The sequence below is a fragment of the Allolucifera butyrica genome (genome assembly GCF_900476375.1).
GTDB classification, from domain to species: domain Bacteria; phylum Bacillota; class Negativicutes; order Sporomusales; family UPPP01; genus Lucifera; species Lucifera butyrica.
Genome location: NZ_UPPP01000052.1, coordinates 17,819 through 44,195, shown reverse-complemented (window position 1 = coordinate 44,195; position 26,377 = coordinate 17,819). Strand labels below are relative to the sequence as shown.

Sequence of the window (26,377 nt, the reverse complement as noted above, 5' to 3'; positions counted from 1 at the left end):
CACCCGTTATTGTGCTGGGGTATCGAGCTTTTTGCTCCGTACTTTATGAGTGACTGCGGCTTAGCCGCAGTAAGTAGGGTGGTATCGCGGATTAACCTCCGTCCCTTGTGGGGCGGAGGTTTTATATTTTTTGCTACAAGGAGGTAGTTTATGAGCACGTCTGGCAACAGTCCGGAAGTAACCCTGGAAAATATTAAAGAGGCCAGCCGGCGAATTGCGCCGTTTGTGCACCAGACACCGTTACAGCCTTCCCGGACGTTAAGCGAAATTACCGGCAGAGAAATTCATTTGAAGCTGGAAAATATGCAAAAAACCGGTTCTTTCAAGGTCCGGGGCGCAGCCAATAAAATATACAGTCTGACACCGGCGGAAGCGGCTTGCGGCATTATTACCGCATCGGCGGGCAATCACGCCCAGGGGGTGGCGCTGGCCGCGCGTGCCTGCGGCGTAACGGCGACGGTGGTTATGCCCGAGAAGGCTCCGGTGGCCAAAGTGCGGGCCACGCAGGCCTATGGAGCGACTGTGCATTTAAAAGGGCGTAATTATGACGAAGCTTACCAATATGCTTGCGAACTGCAGCGGCAGGAGGGGCGGACGTTTATTCATGCCTTTGATGATCAGGCGGTCATTGCCGGTCAGGGTACGATTGCCATTGAAATTATGTCTCAAATGTTTGATGTCGAGGCGGTGATTGCGCCGGTTGGCGGGGGCGGGCTTTTGAGCGGACTGGCGGTGGCTGTGAAGGAGCACAATCCCAAGGTGAAGGTCATCGGTGTACAGGCAGCAGGAGCGCCGTCGATGGTTCGTTCCCTGGAAGAAGGTTGCCGCTGCTGCCTGCCTTCCGTCCAGACTATTGCCGACGGAATTGCCGTAAAAAGCCCGGGCGAGTTAACGTACCGGTATGTGGAGAAGTATGTGGACGATCTCGTCCTGGTCGATGAGGAAGAAATTACGCAAGGAATTTTGTTTATGCTCGAACGGGGTAAGATGATTACCGAAGGGGCCGGTGTAGCCGGTGTAGCCGGATTGCTGGCCGGAAAAGTACGTCTTCCCGTACAGAAGGTGGCCGTCGTTGTCAGCGGCGGTAATATTGATCCCTTATTGCTGTCACGTCTTATTGAGAATAACTATCCCCAGGTTTCCAGCCTATAAGGAGCACCGGCTGCGTATCTTTCCCGCGTTTTTCCGTTCCCTGTTTTTTCCCAATTATCAATTACCAATTACCAGAAAAAAGACCGCTCTAAGCGGTCTTTTTTTGGTAGCATATTCCTGATGAACGATTGTGACGAATGGAAACACTATTTTTGAGGAGGTGATAGGGTTGGATAAAACCCGTATTGAATCGTATACGTCGGAATATTGCATGAGTGCCGGGGATAATGCGGCGTCTCGTAAAGAAATCAACCGGTCGATTGTTTCTAAGGAAATGGCTAATGAACATTCCTTTAGAGAGGCTGCTATGGAAGGACTCAACGCAATTGCCAATTCCAGGGAAACACTTGAAGAAACACCACCGCCGCCGCTGGCGCCAAGCGACCTTGCTAAAAGGCAGCAAGACGGTTAACGCAGCGAAAATTAGAAATCCAGGGTTTATCCTGCGTCCTGAGCCCTGTGCAATGATTCGAGGGGGCTGCCTCAATTTTAGTATTGAGACAGTCCTTTTTTAATGGAACCAGTCTGCAGAAAAACGACTGTGTTAGTAGAAGATTGCCTTTCGGGCGGGTTGTTCCGCGCCCTGAGCCCTGTGCCTTGGGCCGTTTTCTATTGCGTAAACTCTTTTTGTCACCTTCCTTTTATTGCCGAAATATACTAAACCAAAGACAATAAGCAGGGAGGTTAAAAAATTGCCAATCCAAACGTTAGACTGTTATATTCCGGCGGGTAAACATAAACTGCCGCCATTGCCTTACCCGTATGATGCCTTGGAACCGATTATTAGTGCCACTACACTGAGACTTCATCACGACCGTCATCATAAAGCTTATGTAGAAGGGTTGAACAAGGCGGAATCAGCCCTGGTGGAAGCAAGACGGCAGAATAACTTTACATTGGTTAAGTATTGGGAAAATGAACTGGCTTTTAACGGCTCAGGCCATATTTTGCATAGCATTTACTGGACGGTCATGGCGCCGGAAGGATGCGGCGGCGAACCGGGCCGTTGCACTATGGAGGAAATCAATAAATACTTTGGCTGTTTCAGCGCGTTTCTCGAACAATTTGTTACGGCCACTACCAAAGTAGAGGCATCCGGCTGGGGCATTCTCGCCTGGAATCCGGCCTGGAACCGCCTGGAAATTTTAACCGCCGAAAAGCATCAGAACCTTACGCAGTGGGGAGTGATTCCCATACTTGTTTTAGATGTATGGGAACATGCCTATTATCTTGATTATCAAAACGAACGGGAAAAATACGTTAAATGCTGGCTTAATTTAATAAACTGGTTTGAGGTTGAAAATCGGCTGATTTTAGCAATGCAGGGGAACCTTCCCCTGGTACTGACAGACTGGGACCCGGAATAAAAGAATACAAACACACTACCTGACCAGGTAGTGTGTTGCTCCGCGCGCTGAGCCCTGCGCCACGAGCCGAAAGACCGCCCTAAGCTCTTAGGGCGGTCTTTCTTATGGAGATTCCTCTTCTGTTTGGCCGCAATATTTCTTAGCTGCTTCCCGGAATAATTGTAAATGGCATTCTTCGTCAAGAATGATTCTGCCAAGTAATTCTTTAACATGACAATCATTTATGATCTGCTGATGGTGGCGGTATTGCTTTATCGCCGATATCTCGGCGGCGATATCGGCCGACAGCCGGTCATAAAGACCTTCTCCGTAATAGACATAAGTAGCCTGCCAGTAATCGGGGCGATTTTCCGTAATTGTTCGAAACTTGGGGTCTGAACCAAGCAGTTGGATGGTTTCTCCCAGCAACTGCATGTGCAGCATTTCGGTAATGGAAATGCACTCCAGTAACTCTGCTAAATCATCATAACCTTCCTGAAAGCGGAGGGAATGATGAAAATATTGAGTTGCAGCAGTAAACTCGCTGATAACGCCGGTATAGTCTTCCAGCAGCAGCATTGCATAATATAGATTCGGTCGTTCCGCCCTGGGCACGGGATATGGCTCAGGGGCGGAACACCAATTTGGCTGGTGATGGCTTTCCTTTTGGTGTCTGGTTACCATATGTTTTCAACCTGCTTCCCTTATTTAATCTTTATTAATATGTACTGTTGCCGGCCGGGGAATATTCCCCCTAGAAGCGAGAAAAAGCTCCGCTTGGGCGGAGCTTGGCTGTTTGGAGGAAAAAGCCAGGAAGAAAGAAGCAAATTAGGTTATAACGGCATTTTGCGGGCATAAAAGAAGAGCTCCGTTGAGGTTGTTCCATCCGGCTCCGGGTAAGCCTGGCTAAAGGTATTTACGATATTGAAATTGTGGCCGGTTAAGGCCGTAAGAATAAAATTCCGGGAAAAACGGTTGAAATAAATTTCTTTCCGGCTGAAGCTGGTGGTTGCGTAACCGGCATGGTCCCCCTGAATGCAGCTTAAATAGAAAAGACCTTCTGCTTTTAACAGGCAGGAGACATTCCTGATGAACTGCAACGTCTCGTCATTGGACAGATGCACGATGGAAAATGCGGCAATGATCGCGTCGTAACCGGGTTCCCAGGAGGAGAGATTTCGTATATCGCCAATCTGAAAGGAAGCGCCGGGAACATTGTTTATCGCCAGTTTAACCATTTCCGGTGACAGATCAAAGCCCGATACGCGAAAGCCTTTCTGTTTTTCCAGCAATAAACGGGCAATATTGCCGGGGCCGCAACCCGCGTCCAATATCTTTGCTCCCGCGGGCACTAAGTTAATAAAATGATTCAGACTATCTTTATATAATGCTAAATCCATGAATTTGGCTGTAAAATCAGCCGCGCAGGCATTGTATGCCTTGACGGTTGTTTCCGTTTTATCCATAAAACCTCCTTATCCCCGGTTTCAAATTACTTGAAGTATAAGTTTTAAGGACTACATAGATAGCCGTTGCCACTTAACCTCCGCTTATGACAAGACGATTCTCCTGCCTGGGCGGCCGCCCAAAGTGATTTTCAGACGGGTTTTCCGCGCCCTTGAGCCCTGCGCTATGAGCCGAAAGACCGCTGGTGCGGTCTTTCTCATTGCAGTGGCACCAAATGGACATCGCCCCAGGCCCCTAGTTGATCCCCGGCGATGATAACGGCGCCGGTCAGCTGGGGTAGGGTGGGGGCCAGTTCCAAAGCCCGGGGGATGTCCGCCGGAGTCCCGACCAGATTGCCGAGGGTGGTAGCATAGGCGTCGGCGTAAACCGGGGAAGAGGATAGTATAACCACCGCATCGGCGTTGCCCAGACTGAGCGAGGGACCTACCGTTCCGGCGGAGGTGCAGACTCCCAGCGGATGCCCGGCGGGATGAAGTTTCAGGCCGACTTTCTGCGACAAGGGAGAGGCGCCGGCGTAGATGCCCACCGTCAATTCCCGGTTGGCATTCAGATAGATATCGCCGCCATTCTCAACCAGCACTTCCGTTACCTTTTTGGTTTGCAGCAGCCGCTCGCCGACTGCCTGGGCAAAAGCGCCGGCGACGGCGGCCATGGGACCGACACCGGCGGAAACCGCGGCTTCCAGCATTTTTTGCGCGAGCTCCGGGGCTTCCGGGTCCGGGGGAAGAGGTTCGAGGCTAGTCAGAAAAGCCGGATTTTCCGCAATATAGGCTTCCAGTGCTTGCCGCCATTCTTTTAGCCAGTAGAAAATTTCCAGCGCCAGTTGGGGGGAATCCGCTTCATTGTCCAGACTAAGCCAAAGGTCGGTTTCCTTATAAGTCACGGCAAAAGACGTCAGTCCTTTGGTCTTCATCAAGCGGCGGTAAGTACGCGGCTGGAAGGTCATTTGAATTCTACCGTGATGATTTTAAGCGGGCAAGCCGAGACACACAGACCGCACATGACGCATTTATCCGAGTCCATGGTGACTTCCCAGGCCGTCCGGTCCAGTTGCAGGGCGCCGGAAAAACAGACGGCGGTACATGCTCCGCAATGGATGCATCGTTCTTTGTCCAGTTTCACCTGCTGTCCGACGGGAATAATGGTAATTCCTTCCGCCTGCATGAAAGCCAGACCTTTTTCCAGGTCGGCCGGATCGGCATCCACTTCCATAAGCAGCATGCCCTCCTGGCCTTCGTTAATCAGGGCCCGTAAAATATTAACTTTCAGGTTATAATCTTTAATCAAGTGATAGGTAAGCGGCTTGGTTGCCGCTTCGGACCGGAATTTAATGGTGAAACGCCGTTTCATTCGACGGACCCCCTTACATTCATAGGATGAACTCCCTGGGTATGGCGCGGCAGCGGTTCGGCCGGCTCCTGCAAGAAAAAACGGCCCTGCTGAATCCGTTCTTTTAATAGGGTGGCAATTTTACGGGCCGTTTTAAGGCTGGAGAGTGGAGCGGTAGGAACTTTGCGTCCGTTTAATTCAATATAGCCTGACTTCAACTGGGCGTAACTGACTTTGGCCAGGGCCGGGCGGTTGCGGGCGGGTACGCCGTAGTCAATTAACCATGTATGGATGTCCTCGTCTTTTACGGCCAGTCTGGCCGCCATGTCCGCATCCAGGACGGGAATGGGGAGGCCTATGCCGACAAACATGCTGACACCGTACCGTTCGTAAACAGCGGCTTTAATATATTCCGGACTCATCTCTTTTAGATTGCCAATGACACTTAACGTACCGGCAGGGCCAACGGGCACGCCGTTTTCACTGCGGTCCCGGTTGGGATTATGCTGGGTGCCGTGCCAGGCTACGTAGCCGGCCGCCCCGCCGAGGAAAATCCGGGTGCCGACGCCGATAGTCCGGTATTCGGGATCATTCAGCAGCGGACTGAGCGCACCGGCGGTGGAGTAAGTGATATTACCCAGCCGGGGCAACAGGATGCCCATGTAGGTATATAGAGGCCGGTCGGTGGAATTGACGGCGGCGGCGTAATTCTGATAAGCGTTGCGGGGATTCATCATCACCGCTTCATTGATGTCGTTGAGGGTAATGAAGCCTTCTATTTCTTTGCAGGGATAACAATCCGTGCCGGTGCCGATTGCCTTCATCCGGACGGCTTTTCCCATAAGCAGTTCTTCAATGACATGAGCGCCGCCATACAGGCGCTCCCCGCAATGCTCCGCCTCTTCGGTAGCGCCGAGGTAAGCGTCTACGGCCGCGATCCCGGCATAAGCCGGCACATCGTTAAGCCATAGTTTCTTGATGCGAATCGGCGGGTCGCTGTGACCCAGGTTAAGAAAGACACCGGACGAACACATGGGGCCGAAGGTGCCGGTGGTGACGACGTCCACCGTTTGGGCCGCTTTTTCCGGCCCCATCTCCTCCACCATGGGAATAATTTCCTCGGCAGTTACGACAACGGCTTTTCCCTGCCTGATTTTGGCATTAATCTCTTCATACGTTTTGGTGACACTCATGGCAAAGCCCCCTTTTCCGTTCAACTAAAAAATGAATAGAGAGTGTAAATAATTTCCTATCACTTCGACAAAAGAAAACGACATCCTTTCCGGAGGAAGAATAAATTTTTCCCGGCCGAAATCAAAGTTTTCTGTTTTTCGGATTAGTAAGGTGGATACGAAATAATTACGCTGAATTTATCGGTAGTTATGCAGGATTTTCCTTTTTGTTACCGAATTTTCAAAACAAAAATCAATGTGATCCAAGCAGGACAGGAGGACATGCATATGACGATTAGCGCCTTTGATACCTACCTGTTTCATGAGGGAAGCCATTATTACAGCTACAAAATGTTAGGCGCTCATTTGACGGAAGCGGAGGGAACGCCGGGAGTGCAATTTTCCGTTTGGGCGCCACATGCCCAGGCTGTTTATGTAACCGGCGATTTTAACGGCTGGCGGGGACAAGACCACGGTATGAGTCGGGTGGCTGAGTCGGGAATCTGGTTGTTGTTTGTTCCGGGCGTACAGGAAGGGGAATTATATAAATTCGAAATTCATACCCCGGAAGGTCAAGTGTTCTTAAAGGCCGACCCGTTCGCCTTTAGTGCCGAATGCCGGCCGGGTACGGCTTCGCGGGTCGCCAGCCTGGAGAAATATGTTTGGCATGATCAGTTTTGGACAGCCCAAAAACAGAAGGAATCGAGTTATGAACGTCCTATGCTCATCTATGAGGTGCATCTCGGATCGTGGAGACACACCGGGCAGGGGACGTTCCTTTCATATCGGGAAACGGCCGAAGAATTAGCAAAGTATGCGGCCGGCATGGGCTATACCCATATTGAGCTTTTACCGGTAATGGAGCATCCGCTGGATGCATCCTGGGGCTATCAGGTTACGGGCTTTTTTGCCGCCACCAGCCGTTATGGGACACCGGAAGATTTCATGTTTCTGGTGGATACCTGTCATCAATACGGGATTGGCGTTATTCTCGACTGGGTTCCGGGACATTTTTGCAAAGACGATCATGGGCTGAGAATGTTTGACGGTACGCCTCTTTACGAATGCGGCTGGTCGGCCCGCAGTGAAAATCCGGGCTGGGGAACTGCCAACTTTGATTTCGGCAAGCCGGAAGTGTTGAGTTTTCTGATTTCCAACGCCATGTTTTGGCTCGATGTCTATCATGTGGACGGTCTCCGGGTGGACGCCGTAGCCAACATGTTATATCTTGATTACGGCAAAGAAGGCGGGGAATGGCTTCCCAATCAGTATGGCGGCCGGGAAAATCTGGAGGCCATTCAATTTCTCCGGAAATTGAACGAGACCGTATTCAAGCAGCATCCCCAGGTGCTGATGATCGCCGAAGAATCGACGGCCTGGCCGCTGGTCAGCCGCCCTGCCTATCTTGGCGGACTCGGCTTCAATTATAAATGGAATATGGGCTGGATGAATGATATGCTGCGGTATATGGAGATGGATTCCATTCATCGCAAGTGGGAGCACCAGTTACTGACATTTTCTTTGATGTATGCTTTCTCGGAAAATTTTATTCTGCCGTTGTCCCATGATGAAGTGGTGCACGGCAAGCGTTCCCTTCTTAACAAAATGCCCGGTGACTACTGGCAAAAGTTTGCCGGCCTGCGCTCTTTTTACGGTTATATGATGGCGCATCCGGGCAAAAAGCTCCTGTTTATGGGAGGCGAGTTCGGGCAGTTCATTGAATGGAAGGAGTATGACAGCCTGGACTGGCACTTGCTTGAGTATGACATGCACCGCAAACTGCATCATTATGTGAAGGAACTGAATCACTTTTACCTTTCAGCCAGGGCTTTTTGGCAGGAGGATACCAATTGGCAAGGTTTTGAGTGGATCGATTGCAACGATTATTTGCACAGCATTGTAACCTTTATGCGCCGGGGACGGGCGGCTGCGGATACGGTGATTATTCTGGCCAATTTCACGCCGGCGGTGCATGAAGGATACCGCATTGGTGTACCGGGGCCGGGCCGGTATCGGGAAGTTTTTAACAGCGACCGGGAAGAGTACGGCGGTTCCGGACAGAAAAACGAGGGCGTATTTACCGCCGAACCCATACCCTGGCAGAATCAGGCCTATTCTTTAGTTCTTCGCATTCCACCGCTGGCGACGATTTACTGGCAACGGCTGCAGGAAGAATCAGATTAAATACGGGAGGTGGTTTCATGCTTAAGAAAGAATGCATTGCGATGATTTTGGCAGGCGGACAAGGCAGCCGGCTGGGGGTACTGACCAAAAATATTGCCAAACCGGCAGTTCCCTTTGGCGGCAAATACCGGATTATTGATTTTACGCTCAGCAACTGCTACAATTCCGGTCTGGACACGGTTGGCGTATTGACACAGTATCAGCCATTGTATTTACATACTTACATTGGTATCGGCAGTTCGTGGGACCTGGACCGGAAAAACGGCGGTGTTTTTGTTCTGCCGCCGTTCGTTAAGGAAAAAGGCGGGCAATGGTATACCGGTACAGCCAACGCTATTTATCAGAATATGAATTTTATTGATCAGTTCCGGCCGGAATACGTACTTGTTTTGTCCGGCGACCACATTTATAAGATGGATTATTCCATTATGCTGGATTATCATAAGGAAAAGCAGGCCGACACTACCATCGCCGTGATTGAAGTGCCCTGGAAGGACACCAGCCATTTTGGCATTATGAATACCGGCGAGGGAAACCGGATTGAAACGTTTGAGGAAAAACCAAAACAAGCCAAGAGCAATTTGGCTTCTATGGGTATCTATATTTTTAACTGGGACCGGTTGCGGCAGTTTCTCATAGAGGATGAGCAAGACCCGGAGTCCAGTAAGGATTTCGGCAAGAACATCATTCCCAAAATGCTGCAGGCCGGACTTTCCCTGTATGCCTATCCCTTTAAAGGCTATTGGAAGGATGTTGGCCTGATTGAGAGTCTTTGGCAAGCTAATATGGACCTTTTAAAAGATGAGCCGGAACTGGACCTGGCGGACCAAACATGGCGCATTTATTCCGTGAATCCCACGCAGCCGCCGCACTATATCGGCAAAGAGGCCAAAGTGGTAAGTTCACTCATCGGCGAAGGCTGCCAGGTGTTCGGTGAAGTGGACCACTCCGTACTGTTTCCTAATGTGTATATTGATGCTACAGCCAGTGTAAAGGATTCGGTCATTATGGCCGGGGTGCGCGTCGGGCCCGGCGCCGTAGTGGAAAAGGCCATTATCGGCCGTAAAACGGTGTTGGAGGAGGGTTGCCGGGTCGGATGCCGCAGTAATGCTAAGGTAGCGGTAGTCGGGGACAACCGGCTGCTTGCCCGCAATACGGTGATTGAGCGGGAAGCCGGTTCGCTGTAAAAGAGAAGGGGGGAATGGTCGATGAAAGATGTAATGGGAATTATCAATCTCAATGAAAATGAAATGTATATGGAAAAACTAACCCTGCACCGGCCGCTGGCCGCTATGCCGTTCGCCGGCAGGTACCGCCTGATCGATTTTGCCCTGTCTAATATGGTGAACGCCGGCATCCGCAATGTGGGGATTCTGGTACAGGATAAATACCGGGCGCTTATGGACCATTTGCGGTCGGGTAAAGAGTGGGATCTTGACCGTAAATGGGAAGGCCTTTACATTTTGCCGCCGTTTCAAAACTCGCTGGCCATGCAGTCGGTTAAAGGGGAAATGGGCAATTTTTACAGCAATCTGGATTATATTCGCAACAGCCGGCAAAAATATGTATTGGTTACCGGCACCGCCATGGTTTGTAATATTGACTTTAATCGAGTGCTTGCGTTTCATCAGCAGCAAGATGCCGACATTACGCTGGTGTATAAAGAATGGGAATCACCGGAGGAGGATTGCCGGCTGTGTAATGTCATCAAAACGGATGGTACCGGCCGGGTAACGGACATGCAGATCAATCCGGCCACTTCCCGGCAAACCAAGTCGTGCCTGGAGATGTATCTAATGCAGAGAGACCTGCTGATCGAGCTCATTGAGTCTTGCGCTTCCCGGGGAGAACACAGTATGGTGCAGGATGGAATTATGAGAAATATCGGCCGCCTGAAAATTTACGGGTATGCTTTCCAGGGATATTTGGCGAGGATTCATTCTACCCAGGACTACTACCGGCACAGTATGAATCTTTTGGCTCCCGAAGTGTGGCGGGATTTGTTTCTCCGTTCCGGTATCATCTATACCAAAGTCAAGGATGGAGCGCCGACTCAATATAAGGAAAGCTCCCGGGTGGTCAATTCCCTGGTGGCCAGTAGTTGTATTATTGAAGGTCAGGTGGAAAACAGTATTCTCTTCCGCGGCGTTAAGGTACATAGGGGAGCCTATATAAAAGATTGTATTATCATGCAGAAGAGTGAGATCTGCGAAAACGCCGTGGTGGAAAATGTTATTTGCGACAAAGACGTTCATATCACCGGCGGGAAAAATCTGAAAGGCGAAAAAAGTTATCCCTTTGTGATTGCGAAAGGAACAGTGATCTAAGATGAAAATTTTATTTGTAGCCGCTGAGGCGGTACCCTTTATTAAAACGGGCGGACTGGGAGATGTGGCGGGTTCTTTGCCAAAAGAGCTGAAACGGCAGGGCGTAGATGTACGGGTCATCCTGCCGAAGTATGCCGATATCCCTGCCCGGTTTCGGGAGCAAATGATTTTTATCCGGGATTTTGATGTTTATGTAGGCTGGCGCAAGCAGTTTTGTGCGGTGCAGGAACTGGTGCATGACGGTGTAACCTTTTATTTCGTTGATAACGAATACTACTTCAAGCGCCCCGGAATCTACGGTTTTTATGATGAAGCGGAACGGTACGCCTATTTTACGCGGGCTGTATTGGAAGCCTTGCCGAAGTTGGACTTCCGTCCCGATATCATTCATGCCCATGATTGGCATGCCGGAATGGTGAGCGTCTTTCTGAATACCCATTATCAGCATATTCCCTTCTATCAAAATATAAAGACGGTTTTTACCATTCATAATCTCGCTTATCAGGGCATTTTTCCCGCCGTGGTGCTGGAGGACATTTTGGGACTGGGAATGGACTATTTTACTAATGATAAACTGGAGTTCAACGGCAATGTTAACTTTATGAAGGGCGGCATCATTTATTCCGATATCGTAACGACTGTCAGCAAGACCTATGCCGAAGAAATTCAGCGGCCCTATTTCGGAGAAAACCTGGATGGACTCTTACGGGCCCGTAATAACAGTCTTTATGGGATTGTAAACGGGATCGACTATAATGAATATGACCCGGCCACCGACCCCTTGATTGCCAGCCCCTATAGTTGGCGGGCGACACGCAAGCGGCAGGAAAACAAGCTAAAACTGCAGGAATTTCTTGGTTTGCCCGTACGCCGGGATGTACCAATGCTGGCCATGGTTTCCCGCCTGGTCAGTGCAAAAGGGCTTGACTTGATTGAGCGGGTGCTGGAAGAAATTCTGTCAATGGACTTGCAACTGGTTGTGCTGGGTACAGGGGAAGAACGGTATCATCATTTATTTTCCTGGGCCCAATCCAAGTATCCTGATAAAGTATCAGCCAATCTTAAGTTTGATAATACATTGGCGCATCAAATCTATGCCGCTTCCGATTTGTTCCTCATGCCGTCTAAGTTTGAACCTTGCGGCATCGGGCAGATCATAGCCATGCGGTATGGCAGCCTGCCCGTGGTGCGGGAAACGGGCGGGCTGAAGGACACCGTTCAGCCGTACAATGAAATTACCGGGGAAGGAACCGGGTTTCGTTTTGCCAATTATAATGCCCATGAGCTTCTGTATACTGTTCAGCGGGCTGTAGGCCTTTATGCCGACAAAAAATTGTGGCACAACATCATGAAAAATGCCATGCTCAGCGATTATAGCTGGCGGCAATCGGTCATGCAGTACCGGGACCTTTATGAACAACTGACAGTTAAAAAAGATTTATTATTAACTGAGCAGGATTCCGCGGAGATTTTGGCGAAAGAAGTAGAATAATTTACCGGTGATTCATAGCGAAAATATATGAATTTTGGAGGGTTCGATGTTTCAAAGCAAGGAACGATTTAAACAGGCCTTTTTGGAGAAGCTGCAAACTTTGCGGGGGGTTACTTTAGAAGGGGCTTCCGATTCGGATAAATATATTGCTTTAAGCAATCTGGTGCGGGAATACATCAGTAAAAACTGGGCCGCCACCAATAATACCTATCTCGAGCGCGGGGAAAAGCAGATTTATTATTTCTCCATTGAATTTTTACTGGGCCGGCTGTTACATTCCAATCTGCTGAATATCGACCAGAATCATGTGGTGCGGGATGCACTGCAGGAACTTGATATTGATTTGGCGCGGCTGGAGGAAAAGGAGCCCGATGCCGGACTGGGTAACGGCGGCCTGGGCAGGCTGGCGGCCTGTTTTCTGGATTCCATGGCCTCGCTCAATCTGCCGGGGCATGGCTGCGGCATTCGCTATAAGTATGGTCTGTTTGAACAGAAAATTGTTAATGGATATCAAGTGGAGCTGCCTGATAACTGGCTGCAGGACGGCAACGTCTGGGAATACAGAAAGCCGGAAAAGTCGGTGGAAGTACGGTTTGGCGGTTATGTCAGGGAAGCGGTTGCAGAGGGTGTACGGCTGTTTATCCATGAGGGGTATGAAGCCATACGGGCTGTTCCCTATGATATGCCTGTAGTCGGCTATCAAAATAAAACGGTAAATACGCTGCGCTTGTGGAGCGCTGAGGCGGCCCCGCAGGACTTTGATTTCTCTTCTTTCAACCGCGGCGAATATTTAAAGGCCATTGAATATAAATATTCTGTTGAGGCCATTTCGGAAATCCTGTATCCTGACGACAGCTATCAGGAAGGACAAAAACTGCGCCTGAAACAGCAGTATTTCTTTGTTTCCGCCGGCATTCAAAGCATTGTCCGCCGTTATAAGCGCAAAAACGGTTCGGTGTATGATTTTGAAGATAAAATTGCCATTCATATCAACGATACGCATCCGGCGCTGGCCGTGCCGGAACTTATGCGCATTCTTATGGATGATGAGGGGCTGGGCTGGGACGAGGCGTGGCGGATCACTTCCAATACGATTTCCTATACCAACCATACTGTTTTACCGGAAGCGCTGGAAAAATGGCCGGTTGAGATGTTTAAGGAGCTCCTGCCCCGCATTTATATGATTGTCCACGAAATTAACGAGCGATTTTGCCGGGAATTATGGGATAAGTATCCCGGAGACTGGGACCGTATCGCCAGAATGGCTATTGTTGCCAATGGCTACGTACATATGGCACACCTGGCTATTGTCGGCAGCGACCATGTCAACGGAGTAGCGCATATTCATACAGAAATTCTAAAGAAGCAAGTTATGCGCAATTTCTATGAACTATCACCGCACAAATTCAGTAATAAAACCAATGGGATTACTCACCGGCGCTGGCTATTGAAAGCCAATCCCCTCCTGGCCAAACTGATTACCGATACCATTGGCGCCAGCTGGATTACGTTCCCCGGTGATCTGGTGCGTCTGGAACATTATGCCGGGGACGCGGCATGGCGGGACAATGTCCGTAAGGTGAAACTGGCGAATAAGAACCGGCTGGCGCAGTATATCAAGCGTAAATATGATATAACCATCAATCCTGCTTCTATATTTGATGTGCATGTGAAACGGATTCATGCCTATAAACGGCAACTGCTGAACGTGTTTCATATCATGGACCTGTATAACCGGCTGCGCGTCAATCCGGATCTGGATGTAATGCCCCGGACGTTTATCTTTGGCGGCAAATCGGCGCCGGGCTATTTTATGGCCAAGCGGACAATCAAGCTGATTAACACGCTGGCGGAAATGGTAAATCAGGATCAGAGTATTGGTGATAAGCTTAAAGTCGTATTTATGGAAAACTACGGTGTTTCCCTGGCTGAAATGATTATTCCGGCTGCCGATATCAGCGAACAGATTTCCACAGCCAGCAAAGAAGCATCGGGTACGGGCAATATGAAGTTCATGATGAACGGAGCCATAACTTTGGGCACGCTGGACGGCGCCAACATTGAAATCCGGAATGCGGTGGGAGCGGAGAATTTCATTTCTTTTGGTCTCACGGCGGAGCAAGTGCTGAGTTATTATGCTCACGGCGGGTACAACGCCTGGGATGTATATAACAGTGACGAGCGCATCCAGGTCATTATGGATCAGCTTGTTAATCTTTTCTTTCCCGTGGCCAAGGAGGAATTCCGGACTTTTTACGATACGCTGCTGCACAGCAACGATGAATTTTTCGTGCTGCAGGATTTTGCCTCCTATGTGGAAGCCCAAAACCGGGTGAGCAAGCTCTACCAGAATGAGGAGGCATGGGGCCGGATGGCGGCCGCCAATATTGCCCATTCGGGTCAGTTTTCCAGTGATAAGACCATTATGGAGTATGCCATCGGTATTTGGAACGTCAAACCCGTTGTGGTCAAGTAAATAAAAATTTAACTTGCGTTAAAAGCGTCTTTCTACTACAATAAAATTAAATTAGTAACAGAAAATGTATATCTTCGGGATGGGGTGTAATTCCCCGCCGGTGGTAAATAGCCTGAGTAAGCTGTAAGCCCACGAGCCGTAAGGCAGATTTGGTGAGATTCCAAAGCCGACAGTGACAGTCTGGATGTGAGAAGATAAATTTGATTTGTTTAGTCTCATCCCGAAGCAATTCGGGATTTTGTGTTTTTAGGGAGGAATTTTCCATGGGTTCTCAAATTCATTATTTGGCAAAAGTAAGTATTCTTGCCGCCATCGCTGCGCTGCTCATGTTTTTTGAAGTTCCCGTGCCGTTGATGCCTGTATTTTTAAAGTTGGATATCAGCGATCTGCCCGCCGTAGTGGGGGCATTTCTGCTTAGTCCGTGGGCTGGTGTGGCGATTGAACTAATAAAAAATCTGATTCATGCGTTTAATTCCCAGACGATGATGATCGGCGAAGTGGCTAATTTTTTGGTTGGCGCAGCCTTTGTTTTGCCGGCGGCCTATGTATACCGCCACCGGTTATGCCGTTCCGGCGCTGTTCTGGGGCTGGTTGCCGGCACTGTTTCGATGATGCTGGCGGCAGCCGTACTCGACTATTATGCGCTTATACCGCTCTATCAGACTGTTCTCCACTTTCCTCCGGACCGGATGGTCGCTTTGGGTACGGCTGCGAATCCGCGAATTGTGGACCTGAAAAGTTTTATTGTTATGGCCATTGTGCCGTTCAACATCCTCAAAGGAGTCGTACTCTCCCTGTTTGTACTGATGCTCTATAATAAGGTATTGCCTGCGCTGCGGGAAAGCTGCCGCTAAGAGGCGGATGCGGCACTTTTTTGCATTTATTTTATAGCGCAGGATTTACTTACGAAAGGCGCTCTGCGCCAAGAGCCGAAAAATGGATTGACAAAGTTTAGAATGGATGACTATAATGAAATTAATACTATACCGGTTTGGTATAAATTAAAGGAAGGAGGCGTATGAATGCAGCTAAACCAGGCAACGGACTATGCTTTCCGGGTTATATTATTTTTAGCGGCCCAACCGGCCGGAGAAGTGATAAGTGGTCAGAGACTGGCGGAAGAGCAATGCATTCCTCAGGGTTTTTTGCAAAAGGTCACCCGTCCGCTGGTTCAGGCCGGTTTACTTCAATCCTGGCGGGGAGTGGAAGGGGGATTTAGTTTGGCCAGACCGGCCCAAGAAATTTCCCTGCTCGATGTAATTCAAGCGATGGAAGGCGAGATTGCAATCCACCGCTGTCTGGCGGAGAAAAGCGCATGCAGCCGGGGTTGTGTGCCGGAGTGTCCTGTGCACCAGGCGCTGGGAAAGATCCAAGAAGAGTTTACGGCTTCTCTAAGCAAGATTCATTTTGCAACTCTGGCCGGGGAAAGTGAAAATACAAAGGCAGGAGGGAAAGAAAAAGCATGGGTGAAGTGTTGTTAGCCCGTTGGCAGTTCGGAATTACTTCAGTGTATCACTTTTTGTTCGTGCCGCTTACGCTGGGTTTATCGGTCCTGGTGGCGGTAATGGAAACACTGTATGTGCGGACAGGCAACGAAAAATATAAAGAAATGACCAAATTTTGGGGCCACCTTTTTTTGATTAACTTCGCTATGGGGGTGGTAACCGGAATCGTGCAGGAATTTCACTTCGGTATGAACTGGTCGGAGTATTCGCGGTTCATGGGTGACATTTTTGGCGCGCCCCTGGCCCTGGAAGCTCTTACCGCCTTTTTTCTGGAATCCACCTTTCTTGGCTTATGGGTTTTTGGCTGGGATAAGCTTCCCGGGAAGCTTCACGCCGCTTGCATATGGATTGTTGCCTTTGCCAGCAATCTATCCGCCTTCTGGATTTTAGTGGCCAATTCCTTTATGCAGTCGCCGGTGGGATATACGCTGCACAACGGCCGGGCGGAAATGACCAGCTTTTTAGCCCTAATTACCAATAAATACGTAATGTTCCAGTTTCCGCATACGGTTTTGTCCGGTCTGGTTACGGCGGGAATCTTTATCATGGCGGTCAGCGCATATTATTTGCTGCGGCACAGCCAGGCGGAACTGTTCCGTTCTTCTTTCCGTATCGGTGTCAGCTGTGCGTTGATTGCTGTTTTGCTAAGCACGCTCAGTGGTCATTTGCAAACCCAGTTTATTATTAAAGCGCAGCCGATGAAGATTGCTGCGGCCGAAGCATTATGGAATACAGCCGATCCGGCGCCTTTCGCCGTAGCGGCGGTGATTGACGAGAAACACCAGCAAAATACGGCGGAACTTGAGATTCCCGGTCTGCTCAGCCTGCTGGCGCATGATTCTTTACATGGAAAAGTTATGGGCATTAAGGATTTAGAGTCGGAGTATACGGCCAAGTACGGTCCGGGCAATTATGTTCCACCGGTAACACCCGTATTTTGGAGTTTCCGGCTGATGGTTCTGGCCGGTATGTGGATGGTAGTGCTTTGCGCGCTTTCGGCCTATTTGCTGGCCAGGAAAAAGCTGGAGCAGCACCGCTGGATTCTGAAAGCCGCCCTCTATAGTCTGCCGGTGCCGTACATCGCCAACTCCTGCGGCTGGTTTATGGCTGAGGCCGGTCGACAGCCGTGGATTGTTTTCGGTTTGCAAAAGGTGTCGCAAGCGGCGTCGCCGAATGTATCCGCTCTGAATATCTGGACGTCTTTGACGGGATTTACCCTGATTTACGGGATTCTGGCCGTGGTTGCCGTTTATTTAATGAAAAAGCACGTGCAAACCGTAGCTGCCGGACCGGGTCCGGTACCGGCCAAACCGGCTAAGGAGGCGACATTATGGAGCTGAATGTGTTGTGGTTTATCCTGGTGGCCGTATTATTTACGGGATTCTTTTTCCTGGAAGGATTTGACTACGGTGTAGGTATTTTACTGCCCTTTCTGGGTAAAAATGATCTGGAACGGCGGATGATCATCAATTCCATCGGTCCTGTATGGGACGGGAATGAAGTATGGATGATTACGGCCGGAGGTGCCCTGTTTGCCGCCTTTCCTCATGTGTATGCCACGTTGTTCAGCGGGTTTTACATGGCTCTGTTTTTAATTCTTATGGCCCTGATTTTGCGCGGCGTAGCCATGGAATTCCGCAGCAAAGACACCGGGCCGGGATGGCGCCGGTCCTGGGACTGGACGCTGTTTGCCGGCAGTCTGATTCCGGCGTTGCTATGGGGCGTCGCCGTTACGAATTTGATCCAGGGCGTACCCATTGATGCCGGGAAGCATTATACGGGTGGTTTTTTTGATTTGCTAAGCCCCTATACTTTGAGCGGGGGACTGACCTTTCTCTTCGTTTTTATTTTTCATGGGGCTTTGTTTTTAACATTGAAAGTGGAAGGCGAACTGATTGAGCGAGCCCGCAGTGCGGCCCTGAAGGCCGGGGTTTTGGCCGCTATTTTCTGCCTGTCTATGGTAGGTCTGACTTATACAAATACCAGACTGTTTGACAGTGCTTTAGGCGGTTCGGCCTTACTGGGAGCCGTCGTTACCTTTGTTTTATCTTATCTTCTGACCTGGAAACAAAAATTTGGCTGGGGCTTTGCTTTTAGTGGCTTTACGATTCTTTTAACCACGGCAGCGTTTTTTGCCGGTTTATTTCCCAATCTGATGGTGTCCAGTCTGAATCCGGCCTGGAATTTGACGGTATATAACGCTTCTTCCACGCCTTATACGCTTAAGATTATGACGATGGCCGCCCTGACACTGGTGCCGGTAGTGCTCATTTATCAGGGCTGGACCTATTGGATATTCCGGAAGCGGGTTAGTGCCAAACAACTGGAATATTGAGGTTTTTTCATGGCTATGCTGAATAAAAATCTGGTCAGGGAAGCGTTAAGCAGGCGGCCGCTTTTGCTGTTACTGGCAGTCTTAAGTCTGGGGAGCGGTTTTTTAATCGTACTGCAGGCGCATTTTTTGGCCCGGATTATAGACGCCGTATTTCTTGCGGGCATGGATTTATACGGGGTAAGACAGTGGTTGACGCTGCTGTTTATCATCACGCTGGCCAGAGGATTATTCCTCTGGCTTGGCGAGTTTATAGCCCAAACGCTCGCCATATCCCTGGAAGAGAAAATTAGAAACCGTCTGGTTGCGCACCTGCTGGCTCTGGGGCCGCCGTATCTGGCCGGGGAAGAAGCCGGACAAACAGTCAATCTGCTGACCGAGGGCGTCGAAAATCTGGAACCCTATTTTGCCCGCTATTTACCGCAGCTAATCGCTGCCGCCCTTGTGCCGGTGCTGATTGCCGGGTTTATTTTTCCGCTGGATGTGGTTTCCAGCCTGATTTTGCTGGCTACGGCGCCCCTGATTCCCCTTTTTATGATTCTCATCGGCCGTCTGGCCGATGAGAAGAACAGCCGTCAGTGGCAGGCGCTGGCCCGGTTGTCCGCTCATTTTCTGGATGTCATGCAGGGTCTGACAACGCTTAAGCTATTTGGCCGCAGTAAGGAACAAATTACAGTAATCGCCCGAATGAGCGCCGAATTCCGGGATGCCACCCTGGACGTATTGAAGATTGCCTTTTTGTCCTCCCTGGTACTGGAACTATTTGCAACGATCAGTACGGCCCTGGTGGCTGTTGCCGTCGGAATCCGGCTTTTGTATGGTCACCTGTCTTTTTATCAAGCCTTTTTCGTGCTATTGCTGGCGCCTGAGTTTTATTTGCCCCTCCGCCAGCTGGGAAGCCATTTTCATGCCGGTATGAATGCCAAGGCAGCCGGCGATGCCATTTATGCCCTGCTAAACCGGCTGCCGCAAATAACCGGACCGGCAGCCGGCGGCAGGTCCGTTGCTTTTTCGGATATCGAGATCGAGTTGCAGCAAGTGTCTTTTACCTATCCTGGCGGCCGGAGCCCCGCTCTGGACGGAGTTTCATTTGTTATTGAGCAGGGCAAAATAACGGCGCTGGTTGGTCCCAGCGGTGCCGGTAAAAGTACTGTCGCCGGGCTGCTGCTGGGATTCATTGCCGCCGGCAGTGGTAAGGTTGTTGTGAACGGAATGGATCTGCGAAATCTGGATATGGCCAGTTGGCGGCGCCATTTGGCATTTGTGCCGCAGCAGCCTTATTTATTTGCCGCTTCGGTCCGTGACAATATTGCTTTGGGACGTCCCGGCGCATCCTTAGAAAAAGTGGCGGCGGCGGCCCGGCTGGCGGGTGCCCATGAATTTATCCGGCAACTGCCGGAGGGTTATGATACGCTGGTCGGTGAAGGCAACCGCCCGTTAAGCGGCGGAGAGACGCAGCGCCTTGCCATAGCACGGGCCTTTTTGCAGGATGCCCCCTTGCTGATTTTTGACGAGGCGACAACCGGACTGGATCCGGCTAATGAAGCAGCCGTAGAGCAGGCCATGAAACGTCTGATGGCAGGAAGAACGGTGCTGGTGATTGCTCACCGGCTAAGCACGGTATTCCGCTCCGACCGGATTATTGTGCTGAATGAAGGCCGGGTAGCTGAATGGGGGAGCCATGCTCAACTGGTGCGGCAAAAGGGATTGTACAGCCGCATGGTGGGGGCTTACCGGGGGGAGGATGAACTATGAGCCGGAAACTATTTTCCTGGGTGCTGCCTGCCTGGAAAACGATGGCCGCCGGTATTCTACTCGCTTTTTTTACGGTATTTTCTGGTGCCGGACTGATGGGAACGGCAGCTTATATCATTGCCGCGGCGGCGCTGCATCCTTCGATGGAAGCGTTATCGGTAGCCATTGTGGGGGTGCGGTTTTTCGGCTTGTCCCGGGCCGTTTTTCGTTATGCGGAGCGCTATATTTCCCATGATGCCACCTTCCGGCTGCTTAGCCGTATCCGGGTTTTCCTGTATGCCGCCGTGGAACCGCAAATTCCCGCTGCCGGCCGGGGAAAAAGCGGGGAAATGCTTTACGGGCTGGTTAGTGCCGTGGAAGAATTAAAGTATGTCTATCTTAGAGTGCTTAATCCTTATAGCGTTGCCGCCCTTGTCCTGATTGCCGCCGCCCTGTTTCTGGCCCTGTTTTCATCCCCTATGGTCTATGCCCTGATAGTGGGCTTTGTTGCGGCTGGTATCTGCTGGCCGGTCCTGATCCGTTATTTGGCGGGAAGTACAGTTAGCCGGCGGGACAGGGCCCGGGGCCGGTTTCATTGTCTGCTGGTGGATACAATACGGGGAATTACGGAACTGACGGCCTATGATGCCGCCGGCCGGCAGCAGGAACAGATTGCCGCCGCCGGCGGTAATCTGGCGCGCCTGCAAAAGAAAAAAGTCCGGCTTACCGGATTGGCTGATGCGGGGAGTCAAGTTATTACATCTTATACTTTATGGGCTATTTTATTCCTTGCCGTTCCCCTGGTGTATGCAAAAAAAATAAGCGGCATTGATTTAGCCGTCATTTTACTGGTCGTTCAGAGCAGCTTTGAAGCCGTACTGCCGCTGGGCAATGCCCTATATTCCCTGGCGGAAAGCCGGACGGCGGCCCGGCGTCTGGAAGCGGTGCAGGCCTGGACGGCACCCGCAGCTAGCCGCAAGCCTGGGTTGAAACCCCGTTATCCGGTGCCGGTAGAGGCTCGTTCTTTGTGTTTTTCTTATAGGGATAGCCGGATTTGGACGTTAGAAAATCTGTCTTTTACTTTAGCTCCGGGGGAAAGGGTAGCCCTTGTTGGTCCGAGCGGTGCCGGCAAGAGTACGATGGTGTCCCTGCTGCTGGGTTTTTGGCCGTACCAGTCCGGATCGCTGCGGCTGGGGAATTTTGAACTGAAAGACTGCGACCCCGGGGAAATCCGCCGGCACATAGCAGTGGTTACTCAGCATACTCATATATTTAATACAACCATCAGGGACAATATTCTTTTAGCCCGCCCCGAAGCCGGATGGAACGAACTGGAGCAGGCGGCCGAGGATGCGGCATTGACGGAGCTGATCGAACGGCTGCCAGCCGGATATGATACTTTAACCGGTTTAAATGGAAGAGCTTTGTCGGGCGGTGAACGCCAGCGCATTGCCATTGCCCGGGCGCTCTTAAAGGATGCGCCTCTTTTGTTCCTGGACGAACCCACAGCCGGTCTGGACCCGTTAACCGCCAGAGAGGTCATGGCCGGGATTGACAAATTAATGGCCGGCCGGACGACACTTTTAGTTACCCACCAACTTACCGGCCTTGCCGGCATGGATAAAATTTTGGTCCTTTCGCGAGGAAAACTGGTGGAACAGGGCAATATGAGGGAGCTGTTGTCCAGGCAGGGATTATTTTATGAGATGTGGAAGTTACAGCAAGACCGTTGTAACTGGTCTTTATAAGGAAAACTAAAAATGATAATATGCTGAACTAAGGAGGTCGTTATGGTGAAGACGTATATTCGTTGCAAGGCCTGCGGGTATATAATGGATGCGGCCCATTTAGGCGAAGTTTGTCCGGCCTGCGGTTTGCCCAAAACGGTGTTTGAGCCGTATACCAGGAAAATTTCACCCCGCCGCAAATTGATTCTGGACCAGCATCTGCATCCGATTATGGTTCACTTTCCCCAAGTCTTTATCATTCTCATCGTTGTTATGCCGGTTATGTCTCTGCTGGTAAGTGAACCTTGGTGTTCGGAATTTTTGATTGTGACCAAATTAGCCATTCTAGCATTGCCATTTGTTGTATTTGCCGGTTTTTTGACGGGACTCGTAGATGGAAAATTAAAATTTAAAAAGGTGACTACCCCGCTCTTGATCAAAAAAATAATTGTGGGCCTTTTCTTTCAGGTCTTATCCATCGCCGTATTTGTTTTGTATTTGACCCACGGTTTTACGGGGAATACGCTTTGGATTATCGTCGGCCTTAGTCTGGCGTCCACCGGTTGTGCCGTCTATCTGGGCCGGGTTGGTTCCTCTATGTTTGAAACCTTTCTTCCTGGCTGAAAGCGGGGGAAAGAAACAGCGGTTGCACCTCGATCAGGTGCAATCGCTGTTTCTTTCTGAGCATTGCTACAGAAGCCGAAAGACCGCGCCAAGAACGCAGTCTTTCTTATAAGTTATAGAAAATATAAGTTTTAGATAGCCGATAACGGCAGAAGAATCGCCTTATCAACGCTGCGCCGTTGCCACTAATCCCATTTTTCGCGGTCTTCTGTCACTCGACAATGATTCTCCCAGGAAAAGATAAACTTAGTGAATTTTAAGCGAAATATAAGGTCATTATTTACTTTGTGGCTACGGATGGGGAGAAATATTGTCGCTATAAGTTCAGGTTGCGAAATGTGGGACAACCTCCGCTTATGACAAGACGATCCTTCTGCCTGGATTGTTCGTCCGAAATAATTTTCATGGCTTTCCTGCGCCCCGAGCCCTGCGCCATGAGCCGAAAAACCGCCTAAGCGGTTTTTCTATTCATACCTGAGAGCGTCGATGGGGTCAAGCAACGCCGCCTTACGGGCCGGATAAATGCCGAAAAATAAGCCGATTGATACGGATACTCCGAAGGCTGCCAGAATAGCCAGGAAAGAGATTACCGTTTTCCAGCCGGCTATAAGGGATATAATATGAGCGCCGGCCACACCCAGGAGGATTCCGATTAAGCCGCCGGTTACGCTGACGACCACCGCCTCAATCAAAAACTGCATAAGAATATTATTGAAAGTGGCTCCTAATGCTTTTCTGACCCCGATTTCCCGTGTACGCTCGGTTACAGAGACCAGCATAATATTCATAATCCCGATACCGCCAACTAACAGCGAAATGGCGGCCACACCACCCAAAAACAAGGTTAAGGTGCCGGTCGTTTCTTTCATTGTTTCCATAATGGCGGTGAGATTGCGTACGGTGAAATCGTCGTCGGCTTTGGCCGGCAGATGGTGGCGCGTCCTGAGTAAGGTGACAATGTTTTGCTGAACCTTATCAATCACCTGGTCATTTTCCGCCTGGACGGTGATACTGTTTACGTAAGTCTGACCGAGAAGCCGGTCTTGCGCGGTATGAAGCGGCACCAGGATCAGGTCGTCCTGGTCCTGGCCCATAGAGGATTGTCCTTTGCTGGCCAGCACCCCGATCACCCGGAAAGGAGCCGTGCCAATGCGGATGGTTTGACCAAGCGGACTGATGCCGCCAAATAAATTCGTTGCTACGGTTTGACCGATCACTGCCACCCGGGAGCGGGTCTGGTCGTCGCTATTCGTAAAAAAGGACCCAATATCAACACTATAATTGCGAATTGTCAAAAAATCCGTGGTGGTTCCTTCAACCTTAGTGTTCCAGTTCTGATGACCATAAACGACCTGATAGGAGCTGCTGACATCCGGTGCTACATAGAGGACACCGTCAATTTTGGCAATGGCCTCGGCATCCTGATTGGTCAGCGTAATATTGGTTCCCGCCTCAGAGCGTACGCCGCCGACCGATTTGGAGGCCCCCGGCATGACGATGATAAGATTGCTGCCGAGACTGGCAATGGAGTTCTGTACTTTTTGCTGTACGCCTAAGCCAAGGGAAACCATGGTGATAACGGCGCCAACGCCAATGATAATTCCCAGCATCGTGAGAGCGGAACGGAGTTTGTTGGCCTTTAAGCCTTCTAAAGCAATGAGGATACTTTCCCAGAACATCCGTCCACCTCCTGTTTCATTTCATCTTGCGTAATTTTGCCGTCCCGTACATGGATGACCCGGCGGGCATAGGCGGCAATATCCGGTTCGTGCGTGACCATAATGACCGTCCGCCCTTGCTGATTTAAGCGGCAGAAGATTTCCATGATCTCATTACTCGATTTGGTATCGAGGTTGCCTGTTGGTTCATCGGCAATAATAATGGGGGGGGCGTTGATTAAGGCACGGGCAATGGCTACCCGCTGCCGCTGCCCGCCGGAGAGTTCGGTGGGACGGTGATCCTTGCGGTCGGCAAGGCCGACTGCGGCCAGATTCCGGGCGGCTTTTTCCAGCCGGCTTTTTTTATTTACCCCGGCATAGATAAGCGGCAGGGCAACATTCTGTAAAGCAGACATCCGCGGCAGCAGATTGAAGTTTTGAAAGACAAAGCCGATTTTCTGGTTGCGGGTAGCAGCCAACTGGGTATCGTTCAGAGTTGCCACCTCGGCTCCGTCCAAACGGTAGGAACCTCCCGTCGGCTGGTCAAGACAGCCCAGAATATTCATGAGCGTTGATTTACCGGATCCCGACGGGCCAATGATGGCGGCAAATTCGCCGTTATGAATGGCTAACGTCACACCGGCCAGGGCATGGACGGTAGTGTCGCCCATCGTATATATTTTCGTAATATTGGTCAAATCAATAATTGCCATGGTTATTTCCTCCCTTTTTTCCCAGGTTTAAATGGGAGGCGGCGGGCCCTGACGCTGGTTACCCGTAGACGTTTTTGGCTTAACATCGGGCACTACTACGCTGCTGCCTTCACTGAGACCGTTCAGGATTTCCACTTTTTCGTCATCCCGCAAACCAAGCGTAACCGGGGTATCCTGCGGTTTTCCATTAACCATCACCTGGACATACTGCTGACCTTTGTTATCCTTGATGGCGGCCAGCGGGACAACGAGCACATTCTTGCGTTCCCCGACAGTAATCGTAACCCGGGCAGTCATGGTTGGATACAATAGACCCTGTGGTGAATCAACATCGACATATACGGGATAATACACTACATTGGAAGAAGTAGTGGCACTCTTGGAAATGCCGGTTACTTTACCAGTAAAAGTTTTGTCCGTATAGGCATCCACGGTGAAAGAAACCGCTTGCCCTATTTGGACTTTGCCGATATCGGTCTCGTCCACCAACACTTTAATCTGCATTTTGGACATGTCAGCAATCGACATCAAGGTTTGCGCCGAAGAGATGCCCTGCACTACCGTCTCGCCGGCTGGAGTGGGTTTGCCGATTACCACGCCGTCAATGGGCGATTTAATAACATAGTAGTCGAGCTGCGTAACGTAATTGTCATATTGCGATTTGGCCGTCAGGTAATTCGTACGGTCCGAATCCAGCTGCTGCTGTGATTCGCCGCCAATGGCCGCTAATTTTTTGCTGCGTTCATATACGGCGGCGTAATTCTCCACTTCGGCGTGATACTGGGCAACCTGGGCTTTTACACTGGTGTCGTCAAGGACGACCAAAACCTGACCGGCTTTTACATGGTCATTTTCTTTTACCCTCACATCTGTGATAAGACCTGTCACCCGGGAGGCAATATCAACCGAATTGACTGCTTGAATTGTTCCGGTAGCCGACACTGTCGACTGAATGTCGCCCTGTTCTACAGTAACCGTCGTTTCTTTCACAACGGCCGAATTATTTTTGTGTTTAAAATAAAACGTTCCTCCAGCAGCCGCTAACGCCACAAGGAGCAGAAAGATAATCCAATTCTTGTACTGCGCAACTTTTTTCCAAAATTGCATAACATAACCTCGCTTATTTTTTACTTGGGAGG

Annotated in this window: 23 protein-coding genes, 1 riboswitch and 1 other annotated feature (1 of these 25 only partly in view); of the genes, 15 read left to right on the top strand and 8 right to left on the bottom strand. The window is 50.3% G+C overall.

What is annotated here, in order from left to right; translation table 11 throughout:
• Positions 1-109: a binding site (T-box leader), on the top strand (it extends 154 nt beyond the left edge of the window).
• 41 nt (positions 110-150) lie between these two features.
• The 3 genes from ilvA (at position 151) to LUCIF_RS01170 (ending at position 2,519) form a co-directional block, all read left to right on the top strand.
• Complete coding sequence (gene ilvA / locus LUCIF_RS01180; protein ID WP_122626045.1) at positions 151-1,152, top strand: threonine ammonia-lyase; 1,002 nt, start codon at positions 151-153, stop codon at positions 1,150-1,152.
• Positions 1,153-1,321: 169 nt separating this feature from the next.
• Complete coding sequence (locus tag LUCIF_RS01175; RefSeq protein WP_122626044.1) at positions 1,322-1,564, top strand: hypothetical protein; 243 nt, start codon at positions 1,322-1,324, stop codon at positions 1,562-1,564.
• A 280-nt stretch (positions 1,565-1,844) separates the two neighbouring features.
• A complete protein-coding gene (locus LUCIF_RS01170) occupies positions 1,845-2,519 on the top strand; it encodes a superoxide dismutase (protein WP_207856796.1) in 675 nt (224 codons plus the stop codon).
• A 102-nt stretch (positions 2,520-2,621) separates the two neighbouring features.
• Here LUCIF_RS01170 and LUCIF_RS01165 read toward each other — a convergent pair whose 3' ends face one another.
• From LUCIF_RS01165 to LUCIF_RS01145, 5 genes are all read right to left on the bottom strand, one after another.
• The gene (locus tag LUCIF_RS01165; RefSeq protein WP_122626043.1) at positions 2,622-3,182 is read right to left on the bottom strand and encodes a ferritin-like domain-containing protein; all 561 of its coding nucleotides are present in this window, start codon (positions 3,180-3,182) and stop codon (positions 2,622-2,624) included.
• Between the two features lie 149 nt (positions 3,183-3,331).
• Entirely contained in the window at positions 3,332-3,964 is a 633-nt protein-coding gene (locus LUCIF_RS01160; protein ID WP_122626042.1) for a class I SAM-dependent methyltransferase, read from the bottom strand.
• A 197-nt stretch (positions 3,965-4,161) separates the two neighbouring features.
• Positions 4,162-4,911, bottom strand: a complete 750-nt coding sequence (locus LUCIF_RS01155) for a UPF0280 family protein (RefSeq protein WP_122626041.1) — start codon at positions 4,909-4,911, stop codon at positions 4,162-4,164.
• Positions 4,908-5,315, bottom strand: coding sequence for a 4Fe-4S binding protein (locus LUCIF_RS01150; RefSeq protein ID WP_122626040.1), 408 nt, complete (start codon positions 5,313-5,315; stop codon positions 4,908-4,910). The genes LUCIF_RS01155 and LUCIF_RS01150 overlap by 4 nt, the downstream gene beginning before the upstream one ends.
• Positions 5,312-6,487 carry a homocysteine biosynthesis protein gene (locus LUCIF_RS01145; RefSeq protein WP_122626039.1) on the bottom strand — a complete coding sequence of 392 codons (1,176 nt, stop codon included), beginning with the start codon at positions 6,485-6,487 and terminating at the stop codon, positions 5,312-5,314. The genes LUCIF_RS01150 and LUCIF_RS01145 overlap by 4 nt, the downstream gene beginning before the upstream one ends.
• A gap of 267 nt (positions 6,488-6,754) precedes the next feature.
• Here LUCIF_RS01145 and glgB point away from each other — a divergent pair, with 267 nt between their 5' ends.
• The 12 genes from glgB to LUCIF_RS01085 all read left to right on the top strand — a co-directional run bounded on the left by glgB (position 6,755) and on the right by LUCIF_RS01085 (position 22,867).
• Complete coding sequence (glgB, locus tag LUCIF_RS01140) at positions 6,755-8,650, top strand: 1,4-alpha-glucan branching protein GlgB (RefSeq protein WP_122626113.1); 1,896 nt, start codon at positions 6,755-6,757, stop codon at positions 8,648-8,650.
• A 17-nt stretch (positions 8,651-8,667) separates the two neighbouring features.
• Positions 8,668-9,837 (top strand): glucose-1-phosphate adenylyltransferase, encoded by a 1,170-nt coding sequence (locus LUCIF_RS01135; RefSeq protein WP_122626038.1) that lies wholly within the window; start codon positions 8,668-8,670, stop codon positions 9,835-9,837.
• 21 nt (positions 9,838-9,858) lie between these two features.
• Positions 9,859-10,977 (top strand): glucose-1-phosphate adenylyltransferase subunit GlgD, encoded by a 1,119-nt coding sequence (gene glgD / locus LUCIF_RS01130; RefSeq protein ID WP_122626037.1) that lies wholly within the window; start codon positions 9,859-9,861, stop codon positions 10,975-10,977.
• 1 nt (position 10,978) lies between these two features.
• A complete protein-coding gene (gene glgA / locus LUCIF_RS01125; RefSeq protein ID WP_122626036.1) occupies positions 10,979-12,469 on the top strand; it encodes a glycogen synthase GlgA in 1,491 nt (496 codons plus the stop codon).
• 46 nt (positions 12,470-12,515) lie between these two features.
• Entirely contained in the window at positions 12,516-14,945 is a 2,430-nt protein-coding gene (locus LUCIF_RS01120) for a glycogen/starch/alpha-glucan phosphorylase (RefSeq protein ID WP_122626035.1), read from the top strand.
• Between the two features lie 66 nt (positions 14,946-15,011).
• A riboswitch (FMN riboswitch) is annotated at positions 15,012-15,145 on the top strand.
• A gap of 63 nt (positions 15,146-15,208) precedes the next feature.
• Entirely contained in the window at positions 15,209-15,799 is a 591-nt protein-coding gene (locus LUCIF_RS01115) for an ECF transporter S component (RefSeq protein WP_122626034.1), read from the top strand.
• Between the two features lie 168 nt (positions 15,800-15,967).
• Positions 15,968-16,426 (top strand): RrF2 family transcriptional regulator, encoded by a 459-nt coding sequence (locus LUCIF_RS01110; RefSeq protein WP_122626033.1) that lies wholly within the window; start codon positions 15,968-15,970, stop codon positions 16,424-16,426.
• Positions 16,408-17,790, top strand: coding sequence for a cytochrome ubiquinol oxidase subunit I (locus tag LUCIF_RS01105; RefSeq protein ID WP_122626032.1), 1,383 nt, complete (start codon positions 16,408-16,410; stop codon positions 17,788-17,790). Before LUCIF_RS01110 ends, LUCIF_RS01105 begins: the two co-directional genes overlap by 19 nt.
• Positions 17,781-18,785 carry a cytochrome d ubiquinol oxidase subunit II gene (cydB, locus tag LUCIF_RS01100; protein WP_122626031.1) on the top strand — a complete coding sequence of 335 codons (1,005 nt, stop codon included), beginning with the start codon at positions 17,781-17,783 and terminating at the stop codon, positions 18,783-18,785. Before LUCIF_RS01105 ends, cydB begins: the two co-directional genes overlap by 10 nt.
• 9 nt (positions 18,786-18,794) lie before the next feature.
• On the top strand, positions 18,795-20,537 hold the full coding sequence (cydD, locus tag LUCIF_RS01095) for a thiol reductant ABC exporter subunit CydD (protein WP_207856794.1): 1,743 nt from the start codon (positions 18,795-18,797) through the stop codon (positions 20,535-20,537).
• On the top strand, positions 20,534-22,264 hold the full coding sequence (gene cydC, locus LUCIF_RS01090; RefSeq protein ID WP_122626030.1) for a thiol reductant ABC exporter subunit CydC: 1,731 nt from the start codon (positions 20,534-20,536) through the stop codon (positions 22,262-22,264). The genes cydD and cydC overlap by 4 nt, the downstream gene beginning before the upstream one ends.
• A 42-nt stretch (positions 22,265-22,306) precedes the next feature.
• Positions 22,307-22,867, top strand: a complete 561-nt coding sequence (locus LUCIF_RS01085) for a rubredoxin-like domain-containing protein (RefSeq protein WP_207856792.1) — start codon at positions 22,307-22,309, stop codon at positions 22,865-22,867.
• Between the two features lie 464 nt (positions 22,868-23,331).
• Here the strand turns inward: LUCIF_RS01085 and LUCIF_RS01080 are convergent, their stop codons facing one another.
• The 3 genes from LUCIF_RS01080 to LUCIF_RS01070 are packed head-to-tail and all read right to left on the bottom strand — an operon-like array spanning position 23,332 to position 26,345.
• The gene (locus LUCIF_RS01080) at positions 23,332-24,546 is read right to left on the bottom strand and encodes an ABC transporter permease (RefSeq protein WP_122626029.1); all 1,215 of its coding nucleotides are present in this window, start codon (positions 24,544-24,546) and stop codon (positions 23,332-23,334) included.
• The gene (locus LUCIF_RS01075; RefSeq protein WP_279386936.1) at positions 24,516-25,244 is read right to left on the bottom strand and encodes an ABC transporter ATP-binding protein; all 729 of its coding nucleotides are present in this window, start codon (positions 25,242-25,244) and stop codon (positions 24,516-24,518) included. The genes LUCIF_RS01080 and LUCIF_RS01075 overlap by 31 nt, the downstream gene beginning before the upstream one ends.
• Positions 25,245-25,265: 21 nt before the next feature.
• Positions 25,266-26,345, bottom strand: coding sequence for an efflux RND transporter periplasmic adaptor subunit (locus tag LUCIF_RS01070; protein ID WP_122626027.1), 1,080 nt, complete (start codon positions 26,343-26,345; stop codon positions 25,266-25,268).
• Positions 26,346-26,377: the final 32 nt, after the last annotated feature.

Coding starts and splice junctions, on each gene's coding strand:
- glgB (WP_122626113.1), top strand. CDS start 6,755: ATGACGATTAGCGCCTTTGATACCTACCTGTTTCATGAGGGAAGCCAT.
- LUCIF_RS01155 (WP_122626041.1), bottom strand. CDS start 4,911: ATGACCTTCCAGCCGCGTACTTACCGCCGCTTGATGAAGACCAAAGGA.
- LUCIF_RS01160 (WP_122626042.1), bottom strand. CDS start 3,964: ATGGATAAAACGGAAACAACCGTCAAGGCATACAATGCCTGCGCGGCT.
- LUCIF_RS01080 (WP_122626029.1), bottom strand. CDS start 24,546: ATGTTCTGGGAAAGTATCCTCATTGCTTTAGAAGGCTTAAAGGCCAAC.
- glgD (WP_122626037.1), top strand. CDS start 9,859: ATGAAAGATGTAATGGGAATTATCAATCTCAATGAAAATGAAATGTAT.
- cydB (WP_122626031.1), top strand. CDS start 17,781: ATGGAGCTGAATGTGTTGTGGTTTATCCTGGTGGCCGTATTATTTACG.
- glgA (WP_122626036.1), top strand. CDS start 10,979: ATGAAAATTTTATTTGTAGCCGCTGAGGCGGTACCCTTTATTAAAACG.
- LUCIF_RS01165 (WP_122626043.1), bottom strand. CDS start 3,182: ATGGTAACCAGACACCAAAAGGAAAGCCATCACCAGCCAAATTGGTGT.
- LUCIF_RS01085 (WP_207856792.1), top strand. CDS start 22,307: ATGGTGAAGACGTATATTCGTTGCAAGGCCTGCGGGTATATAATGGAT.
- ilvA (WP_122626045.1), top strand. CDS start 151: ATGAGCACGTCTGGCAACAGTCCGGAAGTAACCCTGGAAAATATTAAA.
- LUCIF_RS01120 (WP_122626035.1), top strand. CDS start 12,516: ATGTTTCAAAGCAAGGAACGATTTAAACAGGCCTTTTTGGAGAAGCTG.
- LUCIF_RS01105 (WP_122626032.1), top strand. CDS start 16,408: ATGGGTGAAGTGTTGTTAGCCCGTTGGCAGTTCGGAATTACTTCAGTG.
- LUCIF_RS01150 (WP_122626040.1), bottom strand. CDS start 5,315: ATGAAACGGCGTTTCACCATTAAATTCCGGTCCGAAGCGGCAACCAAG.
- LUCIF_RS01070 (WP_122626027.1), bottom strand. CDS start 26,345: ATGCAATTTTGGAAAAAAGTTGCGCAGTACAAGAATTGGATTATCTTT.
- LUCIF_RS01145 (WP_122626039.1), bottom strand. CDS start 6,487: ATGAGTGTCACCAAAACGTATGAAGAGATTAATGCCAAAATCAGGCAG.
- LUCIF_RS01135 (WP_122626038.1), top strand. CDS start 8,668: ATGCTTAAGAAAGAATGCATTGCGATGATTTTGGCAGGCGGACAAGGC.
- LUCIF_RS01115 (WP_122626034.1), top strand. CDS start 15,209: ATGGGTTCTCAAATTCATTATTTGGCAAAAGTAAGTATTCTTGCCGCC.
- cydD (WP_207856794.1), top strand. CDS start 18,795: ATGGCTATGCTGAATAAAAATCTGGTCAGGGAAGCGTTAAGCAGGCGG.
- LUCIF_RS01110 (WP_122626033.1), top strand. CDS start 15,968: ATGCAGCTAAACCAGGCAACGGACTATGCTTTCCGGGTTATATTATTT.
- cydC (WP_122626030.1), top strand. CDS start 20,534: ATGAGCCGGAAACTATTTTCCTGGGTGCTGCCTGCCTGGAAAACGATG.